Raw genomic sequence first — 17,658 nt, forward strand, 5'->3', positions numbered from 1 at the left:
CATACCATGAAAATAAGTTTAGACATAGACGCCCAATTATGTTTAGACGTAAAAATCACAAGCTAGTGGAGCGCGTGCCGGATGCAGGTACTCAGCAACGCCACAATCACGGTCATGGATGACGAGACGACTGGTTACCGTCTCGTCGAGCGCGCCGCGATTGTAGTTGAGGGCGAGAGGATCGTCTGGGTCGGCGCCGATGCGGACCTGCCGGCTTCCTATGGGACCGCCCCTTCCCGCGACCTGGAGGGCCGGTTGATCACCCCCGGCCTGATCGATTGCCATACCCATATCGTTTATGGCGGCGACCGTGCCCGCGAATTCGAGATGCGTCTGGAAGGCGCGGGCTACGAGGAGATCGCGCGGGCCGGCGGCGGCATCCTGTCCAGCGTCCGCAACACCCGCGAGGCGAGCGAGGACGAGCTTCTGGCGCTGGCGCTGCCGCGCGTCGATGCGCTGCTTGGCGAAGGCATCACCACGTTGGAGATCAAATCGGGCTACGGGCTCGATATCGCCTCCGAGCTGAAAATGCTGCGGGTCGCGCGCCGCATCGGCGCGCTGCGCCCGGTGCATGTCGTCACCACCTGGCTCGCCGCCCATGCCCTGCCGCCGGAGTTCAAGGGCGACCGCGCCGGCTATATCGACCAAGTCGTGATTGCCGGCATGGATCAGGGCCATGCCGAGGGCCTGATCGATGCGGTGGACGGATTTTGTGAAGGCATCGCCTTTTCGGTCGAGGAAATGGCGCGCATTTTTGCCTACGCCAAAACGCTCGGTCTGCCGGTCAAGCTGCATGCCGAGCAGCTTTCGAACCTGCACGGTGCGGCCATGGCGGCCGAGCATGGCGCGCTTTCGGCCGACCATCTCGAATATCTCGGCGCAGATGGCATCGCCGCTATGGCGAAGGCCGGAACCGTCGCCGTGCTCTTGCCCGGCGCGTTCTACACGCTTCGCGAAATGCAGTATCCGCCGGTTCAGGCGCTGCGAGAAGCGGGCGTGCCGATCGCACTCGCCACTGATTCCAACCCCGGAACCTCGCCGCTCACCTCGATCCTTTTGACCATGAATATGGGCGCCACGCTGTTTCGCCTGACGCCGGCCGAATGCCTCAGGGCCGTAACCCGCAACGCGGCCCGCGCGCTTGGGTTCAGCGACCGCGGCGTGATCGAGGCGGGCTCGCGCGCCGATCTGGCCATCTGGGATGTCCGCCACCCGGCCGAGCTTTCCTATCGCATCGGCTTCAATCCGCTGCACGCCCGCATCTTTGGAGGCCAGTATGTCTGAACTCATCCTGACGCCCGGCCAGGTCACTTTGGCCGAATTGGAGCGCATCTGGCGCGAGGGGCTCGCCGTGCGGCTGGCTGAAAGCGCGCGCGTCGGCATTGCCGATTCCGCCGCCCGCATCGATGCCGCCGCCAAGGGCGACGTGCCGGTCTATGGCGTCAATACCGGCTTCGGCAAGCTCGCCTCCATCAAGATCAAGGCCGAGGACACGGCCACGCTCCAGCGCAATCTGATACTGTCGCATTGCTGCGGCGTGGGCGAGGCGATCGAGCCGGAAACGGTGCGGCTTGTCATGGTCCTTAAGCTCTTGTCGCTTGGCCGCGGCGCATCAGGCACTCGGCCCGAAATCGTCAAGCTGATCGAGGACATGCTCGCCAAGGGTGTGCTGCCGGTCATCCCCTCGCAGGGGTCGGTCGGTGCCTCGGGCGACCTCGCTCCGCTGGCGCACATGGCCGCAGCCATGCTGGGCGAAGGCCGCGCCAGCTATCAGGGCCGTGAACTGGCGAGCGCCGAGGCACTGGCCGCCGCCGGCTTGAAGCCGGTCGCGCTGGCCGCCAAGGAAGGGCTGGCGCTCATCAACGGCACGCAGGTTTCCACCGCTTTCGCTCTCACCGGCCTGTTCGAGGCGTTCCGCGCCGCACGCAATGCGCTTGTCTCGTCGTCGCTTTCGACCGACGCCATCATGGGCTCGACCGCGCCCTTCCTCGACGAGATCCATCAATTGCGCGGCCATCGCGGCCAGATTCTTGCCGCCCGTGTCATTCGCGGCCTGATGGACGGATCGGAAATTCGTGAAAGCCACCGCGTCGGCGACCCGCGCGTCCAGGACCCTTATTGCATCCGCTGCCAGCCGCAAGTCACCGGCGCCTGCATCGACCTTCTGACCCAGGCAGGCCGGACGCTGGAAATCGAGGCGAATGCCGCGACCGACAATCCGCTGGTGCTGATCGAGAGCGGTCAAATCGTCTCAGGCGGCAATTTCCATGCCGAGCCGGTGGCCTTCGCCGCCGACCAGATCGCGCTGGCGATAGCCGAAATCGGCGCCATTTCGCAGCGCCGCATCGCGCTAATGGTTGATCCGACGCTCAGCCACGACCTGCCTCCCTTCCTCACGCCCGATCCCGGCCTGAACAGCGGGCTGATGATCGCCGAAGTTACCTCGGCCGCGCTGATGAGTGAGAACAAGCATCTCGCCACGCCCTGCTCGACCGATTCCACCCCGACATCGGCGAACCAGGAAGACCATGTTTCCATGGCCGCTCATGGCGCGCGCCGCCTGAAGCGCATGAACGCCAATCTTTTTCAAATCATTGGCATCGAAGTGCTGTGCGCCGCAACCGGCATCGAATTCCGCGAACCGTTGAAGACCTCGGCTCCGCTTCAGGCGGTAGTCGCTCAGTTGCGCAAATCGGTCGCACCCCTTGGACAGGACCGCTACATGGCGCCCGACCTCGCCGAAGCGGCCAGACTTGTCCAATCCGGCACCCTGCTTGAGGCGTTGCCGCAAACCATGCTAAGCGAGGTACAGCCTTGACCCCCACCTCCATCAATCCGGTTGAAGTCGTGCAAGGCGACAGTCCGGTCATTTTGGGCTTGCCGCACACCGGAACCCATTTGCCGGATGGCATTCTGGCCAGGCTCAATGCGCGCGGCCGCATCCTCGCGGACACAGACTGGCACATCGAACGGCTCTATGACGGGCTGCTGCCGGGTGCTACGACGGTGCGGGCGACGTTCCACCGCTATGTGATTGACGCCAATCGCGGCCCGGACGATGCCAGCCTATATCCGGGCCAGAACACCACAGGCCTCGTGCCGGTGACGGATTTCGACGGCGAGCCGATCTGGACCGAAGAACCGTCAGCGGCCGAGATTGCCGAGCGCAAGACCAATTTCCATGCGCCTTATCACGCCGCCCTCGCCGCCGAGATCGAGCGGGTGAAGGAACGGCACGGCGTGGCCATCCTCTACGATTGCCACTCGATTCGCTCCGTCATCCCGTTCCTGTTCGAAGGTGTATTGCCCGATTTCAACATCGGCACGAACAACGGCACGACCTGCGATCCGCGCATCGAGGCCGCAACCTTCGACATCTGCGCCGCCACCGGCCGCACGCATGTGCTGAACGGACGATTCAAGGGCGGCTGGACGACGCGCCATTACGGCCGCCCGCGGGACGGCGTTCACGCGATCCAGATGGAGCTAGCGCAGTCCAGCCATCTGGCAAGCGAAGCCCCGCCTTTCGCCTATGACGAGAAAAAGGCCGCAGCGCTGCGTGCCACCCTTGCGGCGATCCTTGAAAAGCTGGCTGCGCTTGCACCTGAGCTGAAGCCATGAGCGGGCCGCTGTCTGGTATCAAGGTCCTGGACCTGTCGCGCGTCCTGGCGGGACCGTATTGCACCGCGCTTTTGGCCGATTTGGGTGCCGAGATCATCAAGCTGGAGCCGCCGGCAGGTGACGATTATCGTCATGTCGGCCCCTTCAAGCACGGTGAAAGCGCGTTGTTTGCGCTGAACAATCGCGGCAAGAACAGCGTCGTGCTCGATTTGAAGAAGCCGGCCGATCTTGAACTGGCCCAAGCGCTTGCTGCCCGCGTGGACGTGGTGGTGGAAAATTTCCGCCCCGGCGTCGCCGCGCGGCTGGGCCTCGGCGCCGAAGCACTGCGCAAGGCCAATCCCCGGCTGATCTATTGCTCTATCTCCGGCTTCGGGCAGGAAGGCCCCTTCAAGGATCTGCCGGCCTACGATCTGGTGGTGCAGGCCATGTCCGGGTTGATGGCCGCGACCGGCGAGGACGGCGGCCCGCCGCTCAAGACCGGCGAGAGCATCGCCGATCTGGTCGCCGGCCTTTTCGCGAGTTGGTCGATCATGGCCGCGCTGGTTCAGCGCCATGCCACCGGACAAGGGGCGACACTCGACATCGCCATGTATGACGCGCTGTTTTCCATGCTGACCACCAGCCACGCCCAGCATTTTTACAGCGGTGTGCTGCCAAGCAGGGTCGGCAACCGCCATCCGCTTTCCACCCCCTTCGGCTGCTTCCGCACCCGTGACGGGCAGGTGGTGATCGCCGTTTTGAATGGCGGTCAGTTCCAGCGGCTGGCAACCCTCATCGGCAAGCCGGAGGTGGTGGGTGATCGGCGCTTTGCCAGCGACAGCAGCCGCACCGAGCATGAACCAGCGCTGCGAGCGCTGATCGAGGAATGGTCGGGCGCGCTGACGACCGAGGAAGCGGTTGCGGCTCTGGCTGCTGAGGGGCTGCCGACCGCGCCGATCTGGACCATCGCGCAGGCCGCCGGCAACGAACATGCCGCTGCCCGCAACCTGGTGAGTGCGCTTGCGCACCCCGTGCTCGGACAGGCGCCGATTGTCGGCCAGCCGGTGCGCTTCGACGGCGCCAAGCCGGTGGCTGCGACCGCGGCGCCCCGTCTCGGCGGCGACATGGAAGCCGTGCTCAAGAAATTCGGATTGGAGACGCTGCATGACGCAGATAGATGATCCCTGGCACATGCTTTCCCCAGAGGAGCGTATGTTCTGCGACGTGCTGGAGCGGCTTTGCGCCGACCGGATCGCGCCGCTGGCGGCCGAGACCGACGAGACCGCGAGCTTCGTGCACGAACAGCTCGCAACGCTCGGCGAAGCCGGCATGATGGGCGCCAATCTGCCGGAGACCTATGGCGGCAGCGGCATCTCCGCGCCCGCGCTGCTGCGCGCGGTTTCCATCGTTGCGGGAGCCTGCGGCTCCACCGCCTCGGCGCTGACGGCACATTATCTGGCGACCGATTCCATCTTGATCGGCGGCACAGAGGCGCAGAAGCAGGAATGGCTGCCCAGAGCCTCCACCGGCGACGCATTAGGCGCCTTTGCGCTCACCGAACCCACCGCCGGCTCTGATCCCGCCGACATGAAGACGCGGGCGCGACGCACCGAAAGCGGCTGGCACCTGAAGGGCACCAAGTGCTTCATTTCCAATGGCGGTGTCGCGGACTTCATCGTCGTCTATGCGGTGACGGACCCGCAAAAGGCGCATCGCGGCATATCCGCCTTCATCCTGCCAAAGGACACGCCAGGTCTGGTGGCCGGCTTGTCGGAAAAGACCATGGGCCTGAAGGGCGGCCATGTGTTCACGCTGAACATCGACTGCGAGCTGCCCGAAGAGGCGCTGCTGGGGGAGGAGGGCAGGGGCTTCCGTACCGCCATGCAGGTGCTCGACAACGGCCGCATCGAAGTCGCCGCGCAGTGCCTTGGCCTCGCGGGAGCGGCGATGAATTCGGCGCTCGCCTATGCCAAGGACCGTATCATCGGCGGCACGCCGCTCTCGGAGCGGCAGGGCATACGCTGGATGATCGCCGACATGGGCGTTGCCTTCCATTCGGCGCTGCTTTTGTCGCTGGAGGCTGCGCGCCAGCGCGACCTCGCACACCAGCATGGCGGGCGCTTCTCGCTGGCCTCATCCATGGCCAAGCTCGGAGCATCCGAGGCGGCGGGCAAGATCGCCGACACCGCACTGCAACTGCATGGCGGCTATGGCTACACCCGCGATTTTCCCATTGAGCGCATCAACCGAGACCTGCGCATCATGCGCATCTACGAGGGGTCCAGCGAGATTCAACGCATCATCATTTCCGGCAACATGCTGGCCTGACCAGGGAGTCGAACCGTGAGCAATCCAAGACACAACACACGCGACATCTATCCTCCGACCGGCGCCGAGATCACCGCGAAAAGCTGGCTGACCGAGGCGCCGATGCGCATGCTGATGAACAATCTGCATCCCGACGTCGCTGAGAACCCGCACGAGCTGGTGGTCTATGGCGGCATTGGCCGGGCCGCCCGCACCTGGAAGGATTTCGACCGGATCGTCGACAGCCTGAAGAAGCTGGAAACCGACGAGACGCTGCTGGTGCAGTCTGGCAAGCCGGTCGGCGTGTTCAAGACGCACAAGGACGCCCCGCGCGTGCTGATCGCCAACTCGAACCTCGTGCCGCATTGGGCCAATTGGGATCATTTCAACGAACTCGACAAGAAGGGCCTGGCCATGTACGGCCAGATGACCGCCGGCTCGTGGATCTATATCGGCTCCCAAGGAATTGTTCAGGGCACCTACGAGACCTTCGTGGAGGCCGGTCGCCAGCATTATGGCGGCAATCTCAAGGGCAAGTGGATCCTGACCGCCGGCCTTGGCGGCATGGGAGGCGCCCAGCCGCTCGCCGCGGCGATGGCGGGCGCCTGCTGCCTTGCGGTGGAATGCGACGAGACCCGCGCCGACTTCCGCCTGCGGACCCGCTATGTCGATGAAAAGACCCATTCCATTGATGAAGCGCTGGAGATGATCGACCGCTGGACGACGGCGGGGGAAGCGAAATCCGTGGCGCTGATCGGCAACGCTGCGGAGGTCTTTCCCGAACTGGTGAAGCGTGGCGTGAAGCCCGATATCGTCACCGACCAAACCTCGGCACACGACCCGGTGCATGGCTATCTGCCGATCGGCTGGACCGTTGCCGAATGGCGGGCAAAGCAGGAGAGCGACCCCAAGGCCGTGGAGAAGGCCGCACGCGCCTCGATGAAACTGCACGTCGCCGCCATGGTGGATTTCTGGAACCAAGGCCTGCCGACGCTCGACTATGGCAACAATATCCGCCAGATCGCGCTGGAAGAAGGTCTGGAAAACGCCTTCGCTTTCCCCGGCTTCGTGCCGGCCTATATCCGCCCTCTGTTCTGCCGCGGCATCGGTCCGTTCCGCTGGGCCGCACTTTCGGGCGATCCGGAGGACATCTACAAGACCGACGCCAAGGTGAAGGAACTGCTGCCCGATAACAAACACCTGCACAACTGGCTGGGCATGGCGCGCGAGCGCATCAGCTTCCAGGGCCTGCCGGCTCGCATATGCTGGGTGGGCCTTGGCGACCGGCACCGTCTTGGCCTCGCCTTCAACGAGATGGTGCGAAACGGCGAACTGAAAGCGCCGATCGTCATCGGCCGCGACCATCTCGATTCCGGTTCGGTCGCTTCACCCAACCGCGAAACCGAAGCCATGAAGGATGGCTCGGACGCCGTTTCCGACTGGCCGCTGCTCAATGCGCTGCTCAACACCGCTTCTGGCGCCACCTGGGTGTCGCTGCATCATGGCGGCGGCGTCGGCATGGGCTTTTCGCAGCATTCGGGCATGGTCATCTGCTGCGACGGCACTGAAGATGCCGACGCGCGGCTTGCCCGCGTGCTATGGAACGATCCGGCGACCGGCGTCATGCGCCATGCCGATGCCGGCTACGAGATCGCGATCGACTGCGCTCGCGAAAACGGGCTGAACCTGCCCGCCATTTTGTGACATCTCGCGCCGCGATTACTGGCGGCGCGAGACAAAATCCAATAGCTAATCCACCAATCGATAGTCGCTAAACAGTTCACTAGGGAGAGAATGAAATGAAGTTTTCCAGATCGTTCAAATCGGCCATGTTCGGCCTGGCCGTCCTCGGGCTTACCGTACCGGCCATGGCCGACCAGCTTTCCGACATCAAGGCTGCCGGCAAGATCGTCACGGCGACCGATATGCACTATGCGCCCTTCGACATGCTCAACAACGGCACCTATGAGGGCATGACCAAGGACCTCTTCGACGGCGTGGCCAAGGAAATCGGCGTCGAACCGGTCTATCAGGACATTCCCTGGACTGCCGAGCTGCCTGGCCTCGAAGTCAAGAAGTTCGACATCGTGATTGCGCCGGTTACCATCACGCCGGAGCGTCTCGAGCGCTATGCCTTCAGCCTGCCGATCGCCGACGCCACGGTGGGGCTGGTGCACGCCGCCAGCAACACCGAACTTAAGAAGCCCGAGGACATCAAGGGCAAGACCGTCGGGGTCCAGCAGGGCACCGCGCAGTTCAGGCAGCTTCAAGCTTATGGCGAAAAGCTGGGCGGCGTGACCGTCAAGGAATACGGCACCACCGACGAAGCCTATGCCGACCTCGCCGCCGGTCGTCTGGATGCGGTCGCGGGCTCGCTGCCGAACCTGACCTATCTGGTCAAGAACCGCCCCGAGACTTTCGCCCTGTTTGAGCCGGCTACATTCGGCCAGCCGACCTATTTCGCCTGGGTAATGCGCAAGGACGCCGACAGCGACAGCTTCGTCAAGGCGGTCAACGACGCGCTGCTTAAGATGACCGACGACGGCCGCATCAAGGCCATCCAGGAAAAGTGGCTGGGCACCTACACCGAGTTGCCTCGCGAAGTTCCAACTAAGTGATGACGCGCTGCGGGCGGGACTAGTCTCGCCCGCAACCCAGAACCAAGCGGAGTGCCGATGTTTTCAATCTCCACCTTCCTTGACAGCCTCGAGCCGCTCTTCTGGGCGGCGCGCTATACGCTGTTGATCTCGGGGTTGGGCATCGCACTCGGATTGGTGGTTGGCGCTCTGATCTGCGCTGCCGCCCTGTCGCGTGCTGTCTGGCTACGCCGTTTCGCGGCACTCTGGGTCAGTTTCCTGCGCGGTGTTCCGCTGCTGGTTCAGCTTCTGCTCTGCTATTACCTCTTGCCGGTCATCGGTATCAATGTACCGGCACTGGTTGCCGCCGTGGTAACCGTCGGCATCTGTTCCAGCGCCTATGTTTCTGAAATCTGGCGCGGCGCCATCATTTCGCTGCCCAGGGGTCAGTCAGAGGCGGCGACCGCCATTGGCATGACGCCGCGAGACATCTGGGTCCGCGTGATCCTGCCTCAGGCCTTCAGCATATCGCTGCCGGCGGTGGTCAACGAATTGATCCTTTTGGTCAAGGCATCGTCGCTGGTTTCGGTCGTCGGTATTCTTGAACTCACGCGCGCCAGCCAGGCACAGGCGGCCACGACATTCCGCCCGTTGGAGGTCTATCTGGCTGCAGCCTGCATCTACCTGATCATCAATCTCTGCTTTGCCGCGCTCGGGCGCTATCTTGAGCACAGGATGGCCGTCTGATGGATTTAAGCATCCTGCTGCAATATTGGCCGATCCTGCTGGATGGCTTCAAACTTACTATCCTGTGCTGGGTGCTGGGCACGATCTTTAGCATGGTGCTGGGCCTGATCATCTCCCTGGCACAGCGCTACGGGCCGCGTCCGCTCGGTTGGTTGATCCAGGCCTATATCGAGATCATCCGCGGCACGCCCTTTCTGGTGCAGCTCTTCGTGCTTTATTATGGCGGCCCATTGCTCGGGCTGCGCCTTGATGCCCTTCCGGCAGGAATCCTGGGGCTCACCGTCTATGGCAGCCCATATTTTGCAGAGATCTTTCGTTCGGGCTTCCTCGCGGTGCCGGTTGGCCAATTGGAGGCGGCGCGGGCCATCGGCATGTCCGAATTGACGATCGTTCGCCGGATTCTCCTGCCATTGAGCCTCGTCTCGGCGCTTCCGGCTCTCGTGAACTTCGCGATCATCCTGACCAAGGAGACGGTGATCCTGTCCATCATCACCGTGCCGGAACTTATGTATCAGGTGCAGCGCATGTCGACCGAGACCTTCCGTTATCTCGAGGCCAACCTCGTGCTCGCGCTGTTCTTCTGGGCGCTGGTCGAAACCATTTCGCGTTTCGGCCGCCTGCTGGAAGCGCGCATCACCAAACATCTGATCGAAAGGACGTAAGATGGTTGCCGCGTCATCCGTCGAGATCCGCAAGGTCAACAAATTTTACGGGCCCTTCCAGGCGCTGAAGAATGTGGATCTTTCAATCCTGCCGGGCAAGGTGACTTGCCTGATCGGGCCTTCGGGTTCGGGCAAGTCCACGCTTCTGCGCTGCATAAACTTCCTCGAGGAATATGATTCAGGCGAGATCAGCATTGACGGCCAACTGATCGGCTATGTCAGCCCTGGCGGCCGCAAAATGCAAGGCCGCAAGCTGCGCGAGATGCGCCGCTCGATCGGCATGGTGTTCCAGCAATTCAATCTGTGGCCGCATATGACTGCGCTTCAGAACGTGGCCGAGGGGCTGATCCGGGTGCGTGGCCTGTCGAAATCCGAGGCCGCAGCCCGCGCGGCCGAGGCGCTAGAGAAGGTCGGACTCGGCGACAAAATGGCCAATCATCCCTCGCGCCTGTCCGGCGGACAGCAGCAGCGGGTGGCGATAGCGCGCGCTATCGCAATGGAGCCGCGCCTGATGCTCTTCGACGAGCCGACCTCGGCGCTCGATCCCGAACTGGTTGGCGAGGTGTTGAGCGTGATGAAGGCGCTCGCCTCCGAGGGCATGACCATGGTTGTCGTCACCCATGAGATGGGCTTCGCCGCGCATGTGGCAGACCGCGTGGCTTTCATGGAAAAGGGCGAACTGGTGGGTGTGGATGCCCCGAGCCGGATCCTGCACCACCCCGAGGACACGCGCATACAGGCCTTCCTGCGGACCTATCACGAGCGCAACAGCTTTTGATCTTCGCAGCGACGTCCCAATCCTACAGGCTCGTGGCGCGAGGTGCGTCAAAGGTTTTTTGTTGCAAACACTTTCACGCAGCATGCCATCGTCACCTTGGCCAGCCGCTTTGGCATTGGAAACGTCAACGCCGGTGAAAGGCCCGCTTGGCAACAGCCAGACCGATTGTCGTAATCTGCTTTATTGACGCTCTCCCCACGGCGAGAGTCGCTTCAGCGACTTCAAGCTCCGCCAGCCTTCATCCGTGGCACGTCAACCCCTTTCCAGGCGTTCCATGGCAGGGCCATACCGCACAACCGGGCAAAGTCACATGAGCGCTGTTAGGCATATGGAAAGGACGGCAGGAAGATTTCCTCCACCGGCGGGTGACGCCAGGTCCTCGTTGGATATTGGGCGATTAGCCCGTCGAACTGGATTTGCGCGCGCCTGCGATACTCGTCCAGGTCGACGCCTGGCAACTGCCTGTCCTTCATCACCACCCGACCGTTGACGATGGTGGTCTTGAAGTCACGCCCGGTGCCGCTCAGCATCATCGTCTGGATCGGATCAATGATCTGGCCGAGTTCGAAGGCGTCGAGGTCAAAGAGTGTCATGTCGGCCTTGGCTCCGACCGCCAGGCGACCGAGATCCGGCCGATCGAGCGCGTCGGCGGCCACGATCGTGGCGGCATTGTAGAAATCGGCGGAGCTGCAGGCGGCCACGTCCCCATCGGCCACTCGGCAAAGGCTGATGCCCATGCGCATATTCTCCACCATGTCCGGCGGAAAGGTGTCGGTGCCCAGCCCGATCGGGATACCCTTCTTCTTGAGCCGGGCGAAGGATTCCATCGCGCCTCCATAGCGCGAAAGAACCAGAGGACAATGGATCAGCGTGGCCCCGGATTCGGCCAGCAGACCGACATCGTCGCCCTTGCGCGAGATCGCGCTGTGACCGGTCACGTAAACACCGTGGGGCAAAAGCGAGCGCTTCGAGAGAAAGCCAAGCGATGCGAGCCACTCGACCGGTGTCTTGTCGTAACGTTTCACGATGGTGTCGAATTCGTCGAGCGCCTGGCAGCAATGCAGGCGAATGGGGCAATCCAGTTCCTTGCTGGCGGCGGCGGAGCGGCGGATGAGCTCGAGGGTGCAGTTCTCGATGCGGTCTGGCGCCAGCATTCCGCGGACGAGGCCACCATGCGCCCCGTCGAACTTGCGGACATAGTCGATCGCCGTTTGCAGCCCCTTCAGGCCCCGCTCCTCATCCCAGGACGTGTCGAAGCTGCCGTCCTGGCGGATCATGGTGACGCCGGTCATATAGCAGGGGCCGAGATAGGCACGAATGCCGATTTCGGCCGCGCTATCGGCCGAGCGAGCAAATTCGTCATAGGTTTCCGCCCATTCCCGATAGAACATCGAGGTGATTGGCAAGGCGGTGGTGATGCCGTTTCGGATGAGCTGGACGAAGGCGTACTTCATCTTGAAGGTCTGCTCTTCGACCGAATACATTTCGAACGGGCCGGACTGGACATAATCCTCCGGCCACACGCGCCCCTTTGCCCAATCGGGCTGGTTGTCGAAGGCGAGTACTGTCGTGTCGAGATCGGCGAGCGCGTTGAGATCGATGAAGCCGGGCCCGAGAATGGCATTGCCACCGTCGATTTCGCTATCGACCTGGCCTTGATAACCATGCCCGACGAAGATGATCGTGTCGTCGCGATAGACGACTTCGGCGTCCTTGAGCGTGCGATGGCCTTTACCGTCGAAGCCTATGACATAGCGTGCTTTAACTCGTGTCGTGGACATGGTCTGAGTTCCGGTATTCGTTGTGATATGGGAGAATAATGGTTGCTATGGCGTCATTGGGCCGGCCCAGCGGTTCATCTCGACCGGTGTCTGCACAGCCTTGAAATACATTTGCCGGTAATAGGGCTCGAGTTCGTCGGCAGCGGATTTGCAGCGCGCCATATATTCGGCGAATTCGCCGGCGAGCGACCGCGCCTCGGACTTGAGTGCCTCCTCATCGACCGTAAGCAGTCGTCCGTTTTCCATGACGATCCGGCCGCCAACGATGGTGGTGCGCACGGAAGAGCCGTTCTCACAATAGACAAGCTGGCGCTTTAGATCGTTGAGCGGGGTGAAGGCGAAGCTGTTGAGATCAAGCAGGATGATATCCGCCTGCCAGCCGGGGGTCAGCCGTCCGGTCGGCTGCGGCAGGCGCATGGCCCTGGCCCCGCCGGTAGTCAAAGATGTCAGGATCTCAAATGGAAGCGGCCAATTGTCGAACGCCGGGTCGGCCACGTTGTGCACCAGCCCGGCGATCTTGGCGACGGTCCAAAGATTGATGCCATCGTCGGTCGAGGCCTCGTCATTGCCGATACAGATGTTGATGCCGGCATCGCGCAGGCGGCGGAATGGCATCACGCCGCTGCCGATCTTTAGGTTGGAAACTGGATTGTGTGCGACTGAGCAACCCGAATTCTCCAGCAGTCGCATGTCCTCCTCATCGATCCAGATCGCATGGATGACCATTGCCTGTTCATTCAGCACGCCCATGTCATGGGCATAGCGGACCAGCGATTTGCCGTACTTCTGCTGGCCCAGCACACGCTGCAGCCGCGTCTCTAGGATATGCATGTTGTAGGGAATATCGAGCTCACGCGCGATCCGCCCGAGAGCGGTGAAATATTCGGGTGTCACCCGCTGCGGCGCCGAGCAGGATACGGCGCAACGCAACCTGCCATCGGCGCGGCCATGCCAGGTTTCGATGAACCGATCATAATGGGCCAGCAGTTCCGTGTCCGACATCAACGGGGCATTTTCCATGCGCCCGCGCAATGCCTCGGGTAGAAGGTCGCTCAGGAACGGAAACTTCTGGTGCTCCGGCACATTGGGCTGGTCCAACGTGACGGTGGCGCGCATGCCGGCGTCGGCATAGGCCTGCATGACATTGTCGACTTCATCATCGGTGACGATAGGCACGAAGAAGCAGTCGTCATGCACCGAAGTGACGCCCTGCTTCAGCATCTCCATCGCACCGAGCATGGTGCGCACATAGGCAAAGCGCGGCGACACCACCTGATCCATCAGCGGCGGCACCTCATAGAGCATGAACAGCTCCAGCGGCCAGTTGGCGATCGCGCCCTTCATGAAATTACCGGGCGAATGGAAATGGCCATTCACCAACCCGGGCATGGCCAACTGACCGGCCGCATCGACTATGCGCGGGTTTTCGGCCGCAACACTTTTCATGACGCCAGGGCCAATCGCCTCGATCTTGCCGTTGCGAATGACAATGTCGGCCTGCGCGTATTCGGTGTCCTTCTCGTCGAGCGTCAGCACCCGTGCGCCACTGATGACCGTCAACATGGTCTTACTCCGCCGATTTCCGGTCGGCCGCATCGGAGCGATGCTTCACCAGCTGAAGGCGGGTCTTGGGGTCGAGCGAGTCACGCAAGGAATCGCCTAGCAAGTTGAAGGCCATCACCAGGATCGTGATCGCGATACCTGGAATCGCCGCGATATGAGGAGCCACGAAAACATAGCTCCTGCCTTCGCTGGTCATGATGCCCCATTCGGCGATCGGCGGCTGCACACCCAGCCCGAGAAAGCTCAAGCCCGCGGCGGTGATCACGACCGCGCCGACGATGGTGCAGCTATAGACCACGGAGGCGGCCACGACATTGGGGAGCATTTCGACAAACAGGATTTTGATGTTCGACGTCGCCATGGCGCGCGATGCCTCGACATAGGCAAGCTCGCGCTCCTGGCAGGCCGCCGCATAGACCACGCGTGTGTTGTAGGGAATGAGTGTTACGACTAGCGCGATCATCATGTTGATCAGGCCGGGACCCATCAGCGCCGCCAGCATGATGGCCAGCAGCGCCATCGGGAAGGCGAAAAGAACATCCATCAGCCGCATGATCAGCTCGCCAAATCGCGGGTACCACGCCCCGATAAGGCCGAGCGGGATCGAGATGGCCGCTCCCAGTATCACCGGTACCACGCCGGAGATCAGGGTCAGCCGCGACCCATAGATAATGCGCGAGAGAATATCGCGACCCTGGTGGTCAAGGCCCAGAAGATGGCCGGGCGTTCCCGGCGGCTGCAGGCGCAGCGCCGGATCTGCCTCATTGGGCGGGAAGGGCGCGATATAGGGGGCGAGGATCGCGCAGAGAACCAGGAGCAGGATAACGCATGCGGCTACCCGCGCGACCGGATCGCCGAGCACACCGCGCCAGACGAAATAGAGGTTGGAGCGACGCTGCGGGGCGAATCTGCCGCTGGCGGTTGCTGTCGACATAACGCTCATGGCTGCCTCACCGCTTTCTTGGATCGAGTGCATGGACGATGACATCGGAGATCAGATTTCCGAGAACGAAAACGATGGCCACGACCAGCACGCATCCCTGAATGACCGGCACGTCACGTTGCAGGATGGCATCGAAAAGCAGCAGGCCAACGCCTGGCCAGTTGAAGATGATCTCGGTGAAGATGACGCTGCCGAAAAGATAGCCGATCTGCAGGCCGCCAATGTTGGCGAATGTCGGCAGCGTATTGCGCACGGCGTGGCGCAGCACGATCTGGCGCCGGCTCAAGCCCCTAGCACGTGCGGCCAGGATGTAAGGCTGGCCCAGCACATCGATCATGCGCGAGCGGGTAACGCGCGTGACGACCGCGATCGAGGAGGCGGCGGTGGCGATGGCCGGCAGCACCATATGGTGGATCAGCTGCCCGAAACCGCCCGGATCGATCATGTTGTACATGCCCGAGATCGGAAACAGCTTCCATCTGAAGCCAAAGAAGTAGAGCAGGATGATGCCGAGCCAGAAGACCGGCAGGCTGGCCAGGACCAGCGTCAGCGCGACGACGCTCTTGTCGGTGAAGGTGCGGAACCGCGGTGCGGAAATGACGCTTAGCAGGAAACCGAACACAAGCACTAGAAACAGGCTTCCTGCCATCAGGATCAGCGAGTTGACGATCTTGGGCGCGAGGATCTGCGCCACCGGCAGTTGCTGGGAGACCGAATTGCCGATATTGCCCTGCAGGAGGTCGAAGAGCCAGCGTATGTATTGAAGGATCAGAGGCTGGTCGAGGCCGAGTTCCTGACGGAGTGCTTCAAGCTGCGCTTCAGTCGCCATGCGCCCGAGCAGAGTGAGCGCTATATCGCCCGGAACGAGCTGAAGCGACATGAACACGATCACCGTGACCCCGAGTAGTACCGGGATGGCGTACAAGAGTCTGGTTCCGGTAAAGGTGAGTATGGACACGGGCAGCCTCCCAACTGCATGTCCGGCCGCCCCTTCGCGAGGCGGCCGGACGTTTCAAAAAATTACTGCTTGGTTACGGCGGTCAGGTCGAACCAATGCTGCGGCGCCAGCACGAAGCCCTTCACATCTGGCCTGACCGCATAGACCGACATCGCCGTGTAGTAGGACGTGAACGCCATATCTTCGGCGATGACGTCGCGTGCCTCGTGTAGCTTCTTGTCCATTTCCTCCGGGCGCGCCGCGCCGCGGGCCTGCGCCAGAAGCTCGTCGATCTTTGGATTGTCATAGTAGCCGGAGTTGCAGCAGTTGGGCGGCAGCGCATTGGTGGTCACCACCTGATCGAGCCAGGCGAAGGTGCTCTCGCCCCATGAGGCCGAGGTCAGCCCGGTGCCGTCGCGCATGCCCTTCGACATCATCTCCCAGAAGGTGTTGTTGTCGAACATCTCGATGGTGGCCTTGATGCCAACCTTCTCGAAATCGCGCTGCAGCCACTCGGCATCGCCCTTCGTGTTCACGTCGGCGCCGGCGCCGAAGGTCCAGTCCATTCGCGTCGTGAACCCGTCCGGATAGCCGGCCTCGGCAAGAAGCTTCTTGGCGCCTTCCGGATCGTATTCGCAGTCCTTATAGGCTGGATCGTAGCCAGGCCCGCCGAGATTGAGGACGCCATAGGATGGTTGTGCCAGACCCTTGCGCTGATACTTGGCCATGTCTTCGCGATTGATCGCCATGCACATCGCCTTGCGCACGCGCACATCCTTGAAATGCGGATCCTTGTGATTGATCCACATGACGTAGAACATCGGGCTCTGGCCGGTGACGATCTCGACGCCCTGTTGCTTCAGGAATTCCAGCGAGTCGGGCGACGGCGTGCCGATAATATCGACCTCGCCGCTGACCAGAGCCAATTCGCGGGTCGCCACTTCGGGAATGCCACGCAACACGATCTGTTCGGCCTTCGGCTTGCGCGCCTCGTTCCAGTAGGCGTCGTTGCGGGCAATCACCAGTTTTTCGCCAACCACACGTTCGACGAATTTGAACGGGCCGGTGCCGATGGGATGCTGTTCGATATTGTCATTGCCGTGGGTCTTGACCGCAGTCGGGCTGATCATGCGCGGGGCGCCTGAACCGCCCGCCGCCATACGGCGCAGAAACTCGGCATTGGGCTGCTTCAGATTGATCTTGAACGTGTACTCGTCGACGACTTCGTAGCTGTCGAGATCCTGCCACATCCAGCCCATGAGGCCGGGTGACACTGGCTGGTGGAACTCGAAATCCTTCTTTGTCATGCGGTCAAGGTTGAACTTCGCTGCTTCGGCGTTCCACGGCGTGCCGTCATGAAACTGCACACCCTTGCGCAGGTGGAACGTATAGGATTTGCCGTCCTCCGAAACGTCCCAACGTTCCGCAAGCGCCGGAACGATCTCTGGTGTCACGTCGCCGCCCTTGGTGAGGTCCTCCTCGACGAAACTCTCGAAGATGTGGCGAACGACCTTGAAGGTGTTCCATGTGCGCGATGCGTGAGGATCAAGCCGGCTGAAGTCGGACTCGACCGCAAAGACGACCGTGTTTGCCGCCGCCGCTGTCGGCGCGATCATGGCTGAGCCGGCCAAGGTAACCGCCAAAATTGCCGAAGACGCCACCGTTGACCAGACGTTGAAAAATCTGCCCGGACTTCCGATTGACTTCACTTGCTTGCGAAACATGCTGGTTTCCTCCCGTTTTGATGTCCGTGCCTGGTTTTTC

The 17,658-nt window shown here is 62.1% G+C and carries 15 protein-coding genes; 10 read left to right on the forward strand and 5 right to left on the reverse strand.

What is annotated here, in order from left to right; all coding sequences use genetic code 11:
* Nucleotides 1-81 precede the first annotated feature (81 nt).
* The 10 genes from hutI (at nt 82) to ACLKMW_RS20380 (ending at nt 10,670) form a co-directional block, all read left to right on the forward strand.
* Entirely contained in the window at nt 82-1,284 is a 1,203-nt protein-coding gene (hutI, locus tag ACLKMW_RS20335; protein ID WP_415726340.1) for an imidazolonepropionase, read from the forward strand.
* Nucleotides 1,277-2,818, forward strand: a complete 1,542-nt coding sequence (gene hutH / locus ACLKMW_RS20340) for a histidine ammonia-lyase (RefSeq protein WP_415726341.1) — start codon at nt 1,277-1,279, stop codon at nt 2,816-2,818. Before hutI ends, hutH begins: the two co-directional genes overlap by 8 nt.
* Nucleotides 2,819-2,829: 11 nt before the next feature.
* Nucleotides 2,830-3,621 carry an N-formylglutamate deformylase gene (gene hutG / locus ACLKMW_RS20345; protein ID WP_415726380.1) on the forward strand — a complete coding sequence of 264 codons (792 nt, stop codon included), beginning with the start codon at nt 2,830-2,832 and terminating at the stop codon, nt 3,619-3,621.
* Entirely contained in the window at nt 3,618-4,781 is a 1,164-nt protein-coding gene (locus ACLKMW_RS20350; protein ID WP_415726342.1) for a CaiB/BaiF CoA transferase family protein, read from the forward strand. Before hutG ends, ACLKMW_RS20350 begins: the two co-directional genes overlap by 4 nt.
* Complete coding sequence (locus ACLKMW_RS20355) at nt 4,765-5,928, forward strand: acyl-CoA dehydrogenase family protein (RefSeq protein ID WP_415726343.1); 1,164 nt, start codon at nt 4,765-4,767, stop codon at nt 5,926-5,928. Before ACLKMW_RS20350 ends, ACLKMW_RS20355 begins: the two co-directional genes overlap by 17 nt.
* Before the next feature lie 15 nt (nt 5,929-5,943).
* The gene (gene hutU, locus ACLKMW_RS20360; RefSeq protein ID WP_415726344.1) at nt 5,944-7,611 is read left to right on the forward strand and encodes a urocanate hydratase; all 1,668 of its coding nucleotides are present in this window, start codon (nt 5,944-5,946) and stop codon (nt 7,609-7,611) included.
* Between the two features lie 95 nt (nt 7,612-7,706).
* Complete coding sequence (locus ACLKMW_RS20365; protein WP_415726345.1) at nt 7,707-8,525, forward strand: transporter substrate-binding domain-containing protein; 819 nt, start codon at nt 7,707-7,709, stop codon at nt 8,523-8,525.
* Between the two features lie 57 nt (nt 8,526-8,582).
* Nucleotides 8,583-9,230: an amino acid ABC transporter permease gene (locus ACLKMW_RS20370; protein WP_415726346.1), complete on the forward strand. Its 648-nt coding sequence runs from the start codon at nt 8,583-8,585 to the stop codon at nt 9,228-9,230.
* On the forward strand, nt 9,230-9,892 hold the full coding sequence (locus ACLKMW_RS20375) for an amino acid ABC transporter permease (protein ID WP_415726347.1): 663 nt from the start codon (nt 9,230-9,232) through the stop codon (nt 9,890-9,892). Before ACLKMW_RS20370 ends, ACLKMW_RS20375 begins: the two co-directional genes overlap by 1 nt.
* A 1-nt stretch (nt 9,893) precedes the next feature.
* Nucleotides 9,894-10,670 carry an amino acid ABC transporter ATP-binding protein gene (locus ACLKMW_RS20380; RefSeq protein ID WP_415726348.1) on the forward strand — a complete coding sequence of 259 codons (777 nt, stop codon included), beginning with the start codon at nt 9,894-9,896 and terminating at the stop codon, nt 10,668-10,670.
* 320 nt (nt 10,671-10,990) lie between these two features.
* Here the strand turns inward: ACLKMW_RS20380 and ACLKMW_RS20385 are convergent, their stop codons facing one another.
* The 5 genes from ACLKMW_RS20385 to ACLKMW_RS20405 form a co-directional block, all read right to left on the reverse strand.
* Nucleotides 10,991-12,451 (reverse strand): amidohydrolase family protein, encoded by a 1,461-nt coding sequence (locus tag ACLKMW_RS20385; protein ID WP_415726349.1) that lies wholly within the window; start codon nt 12,449-12,451, stop codon nt 10,991-10,993.
* 45 nt (nt 12,452-12,496) lie between these two features.
* Nucleotides 12,497-14,014 (reverse strand): amidohydrolase family protein, encoded by a 1,518-nt coding sequence (locus ACLKMW_RS20390; protein WP_415726351.1) that lies wholly within the window; start codon nt 14,012-14,014, stop codon nt 12,497-12,499.
* 4 nt (nt 14,015-14,018) lie between these two features.
* The gene (locus ACLKMW_RS20395; protein ID WP_415726352.1) at nt 14,019-14,957 is read right to left on the reverse strand and encodes an ABC transporter permease; all 939 of its coding nucleotides are present in this window, start codon (nt 14,955-14,957) and stop codon (nt 14,019-14,021) included.
* Nucleotides 14,958-14,964: 7 nt separating this feature from the next.
* Entirely contained in the window at nt 14,965-15,915 is a 951-nt protein-coding gene (locus tag ACLKMW_RS20400; RefSeq protein WP_415726353.1) for an ABC transporter permease, read from the reverse strand.
* Between the two features lie 62 nt (nt 15,916-15,977).
* On the reverse strand, nt 15,978-17,618 hold the full coding sequence (locus tag ACLKMW_RS20405; RefSeq protein ID WP_415726354.1) for an ABC transporter substrate-binding protein: 1,641 nt from the start codon (nt 17,616-17,618) through the stop codon (nt 15,978-15,980).
* Nucleotides 17,619-17,658 lie beyond the last annotated feature (40 nt).

It is taken from the genome of Borborobacter xinjiangensis, assembly GCF_047739745.1.
Classification (GTDB): domain Bacteria; phylum Pseudomonadota; class Alphaproteobacteria; order Rhizobiales; family Rhizobiaceae; genus Pseudaminobacter.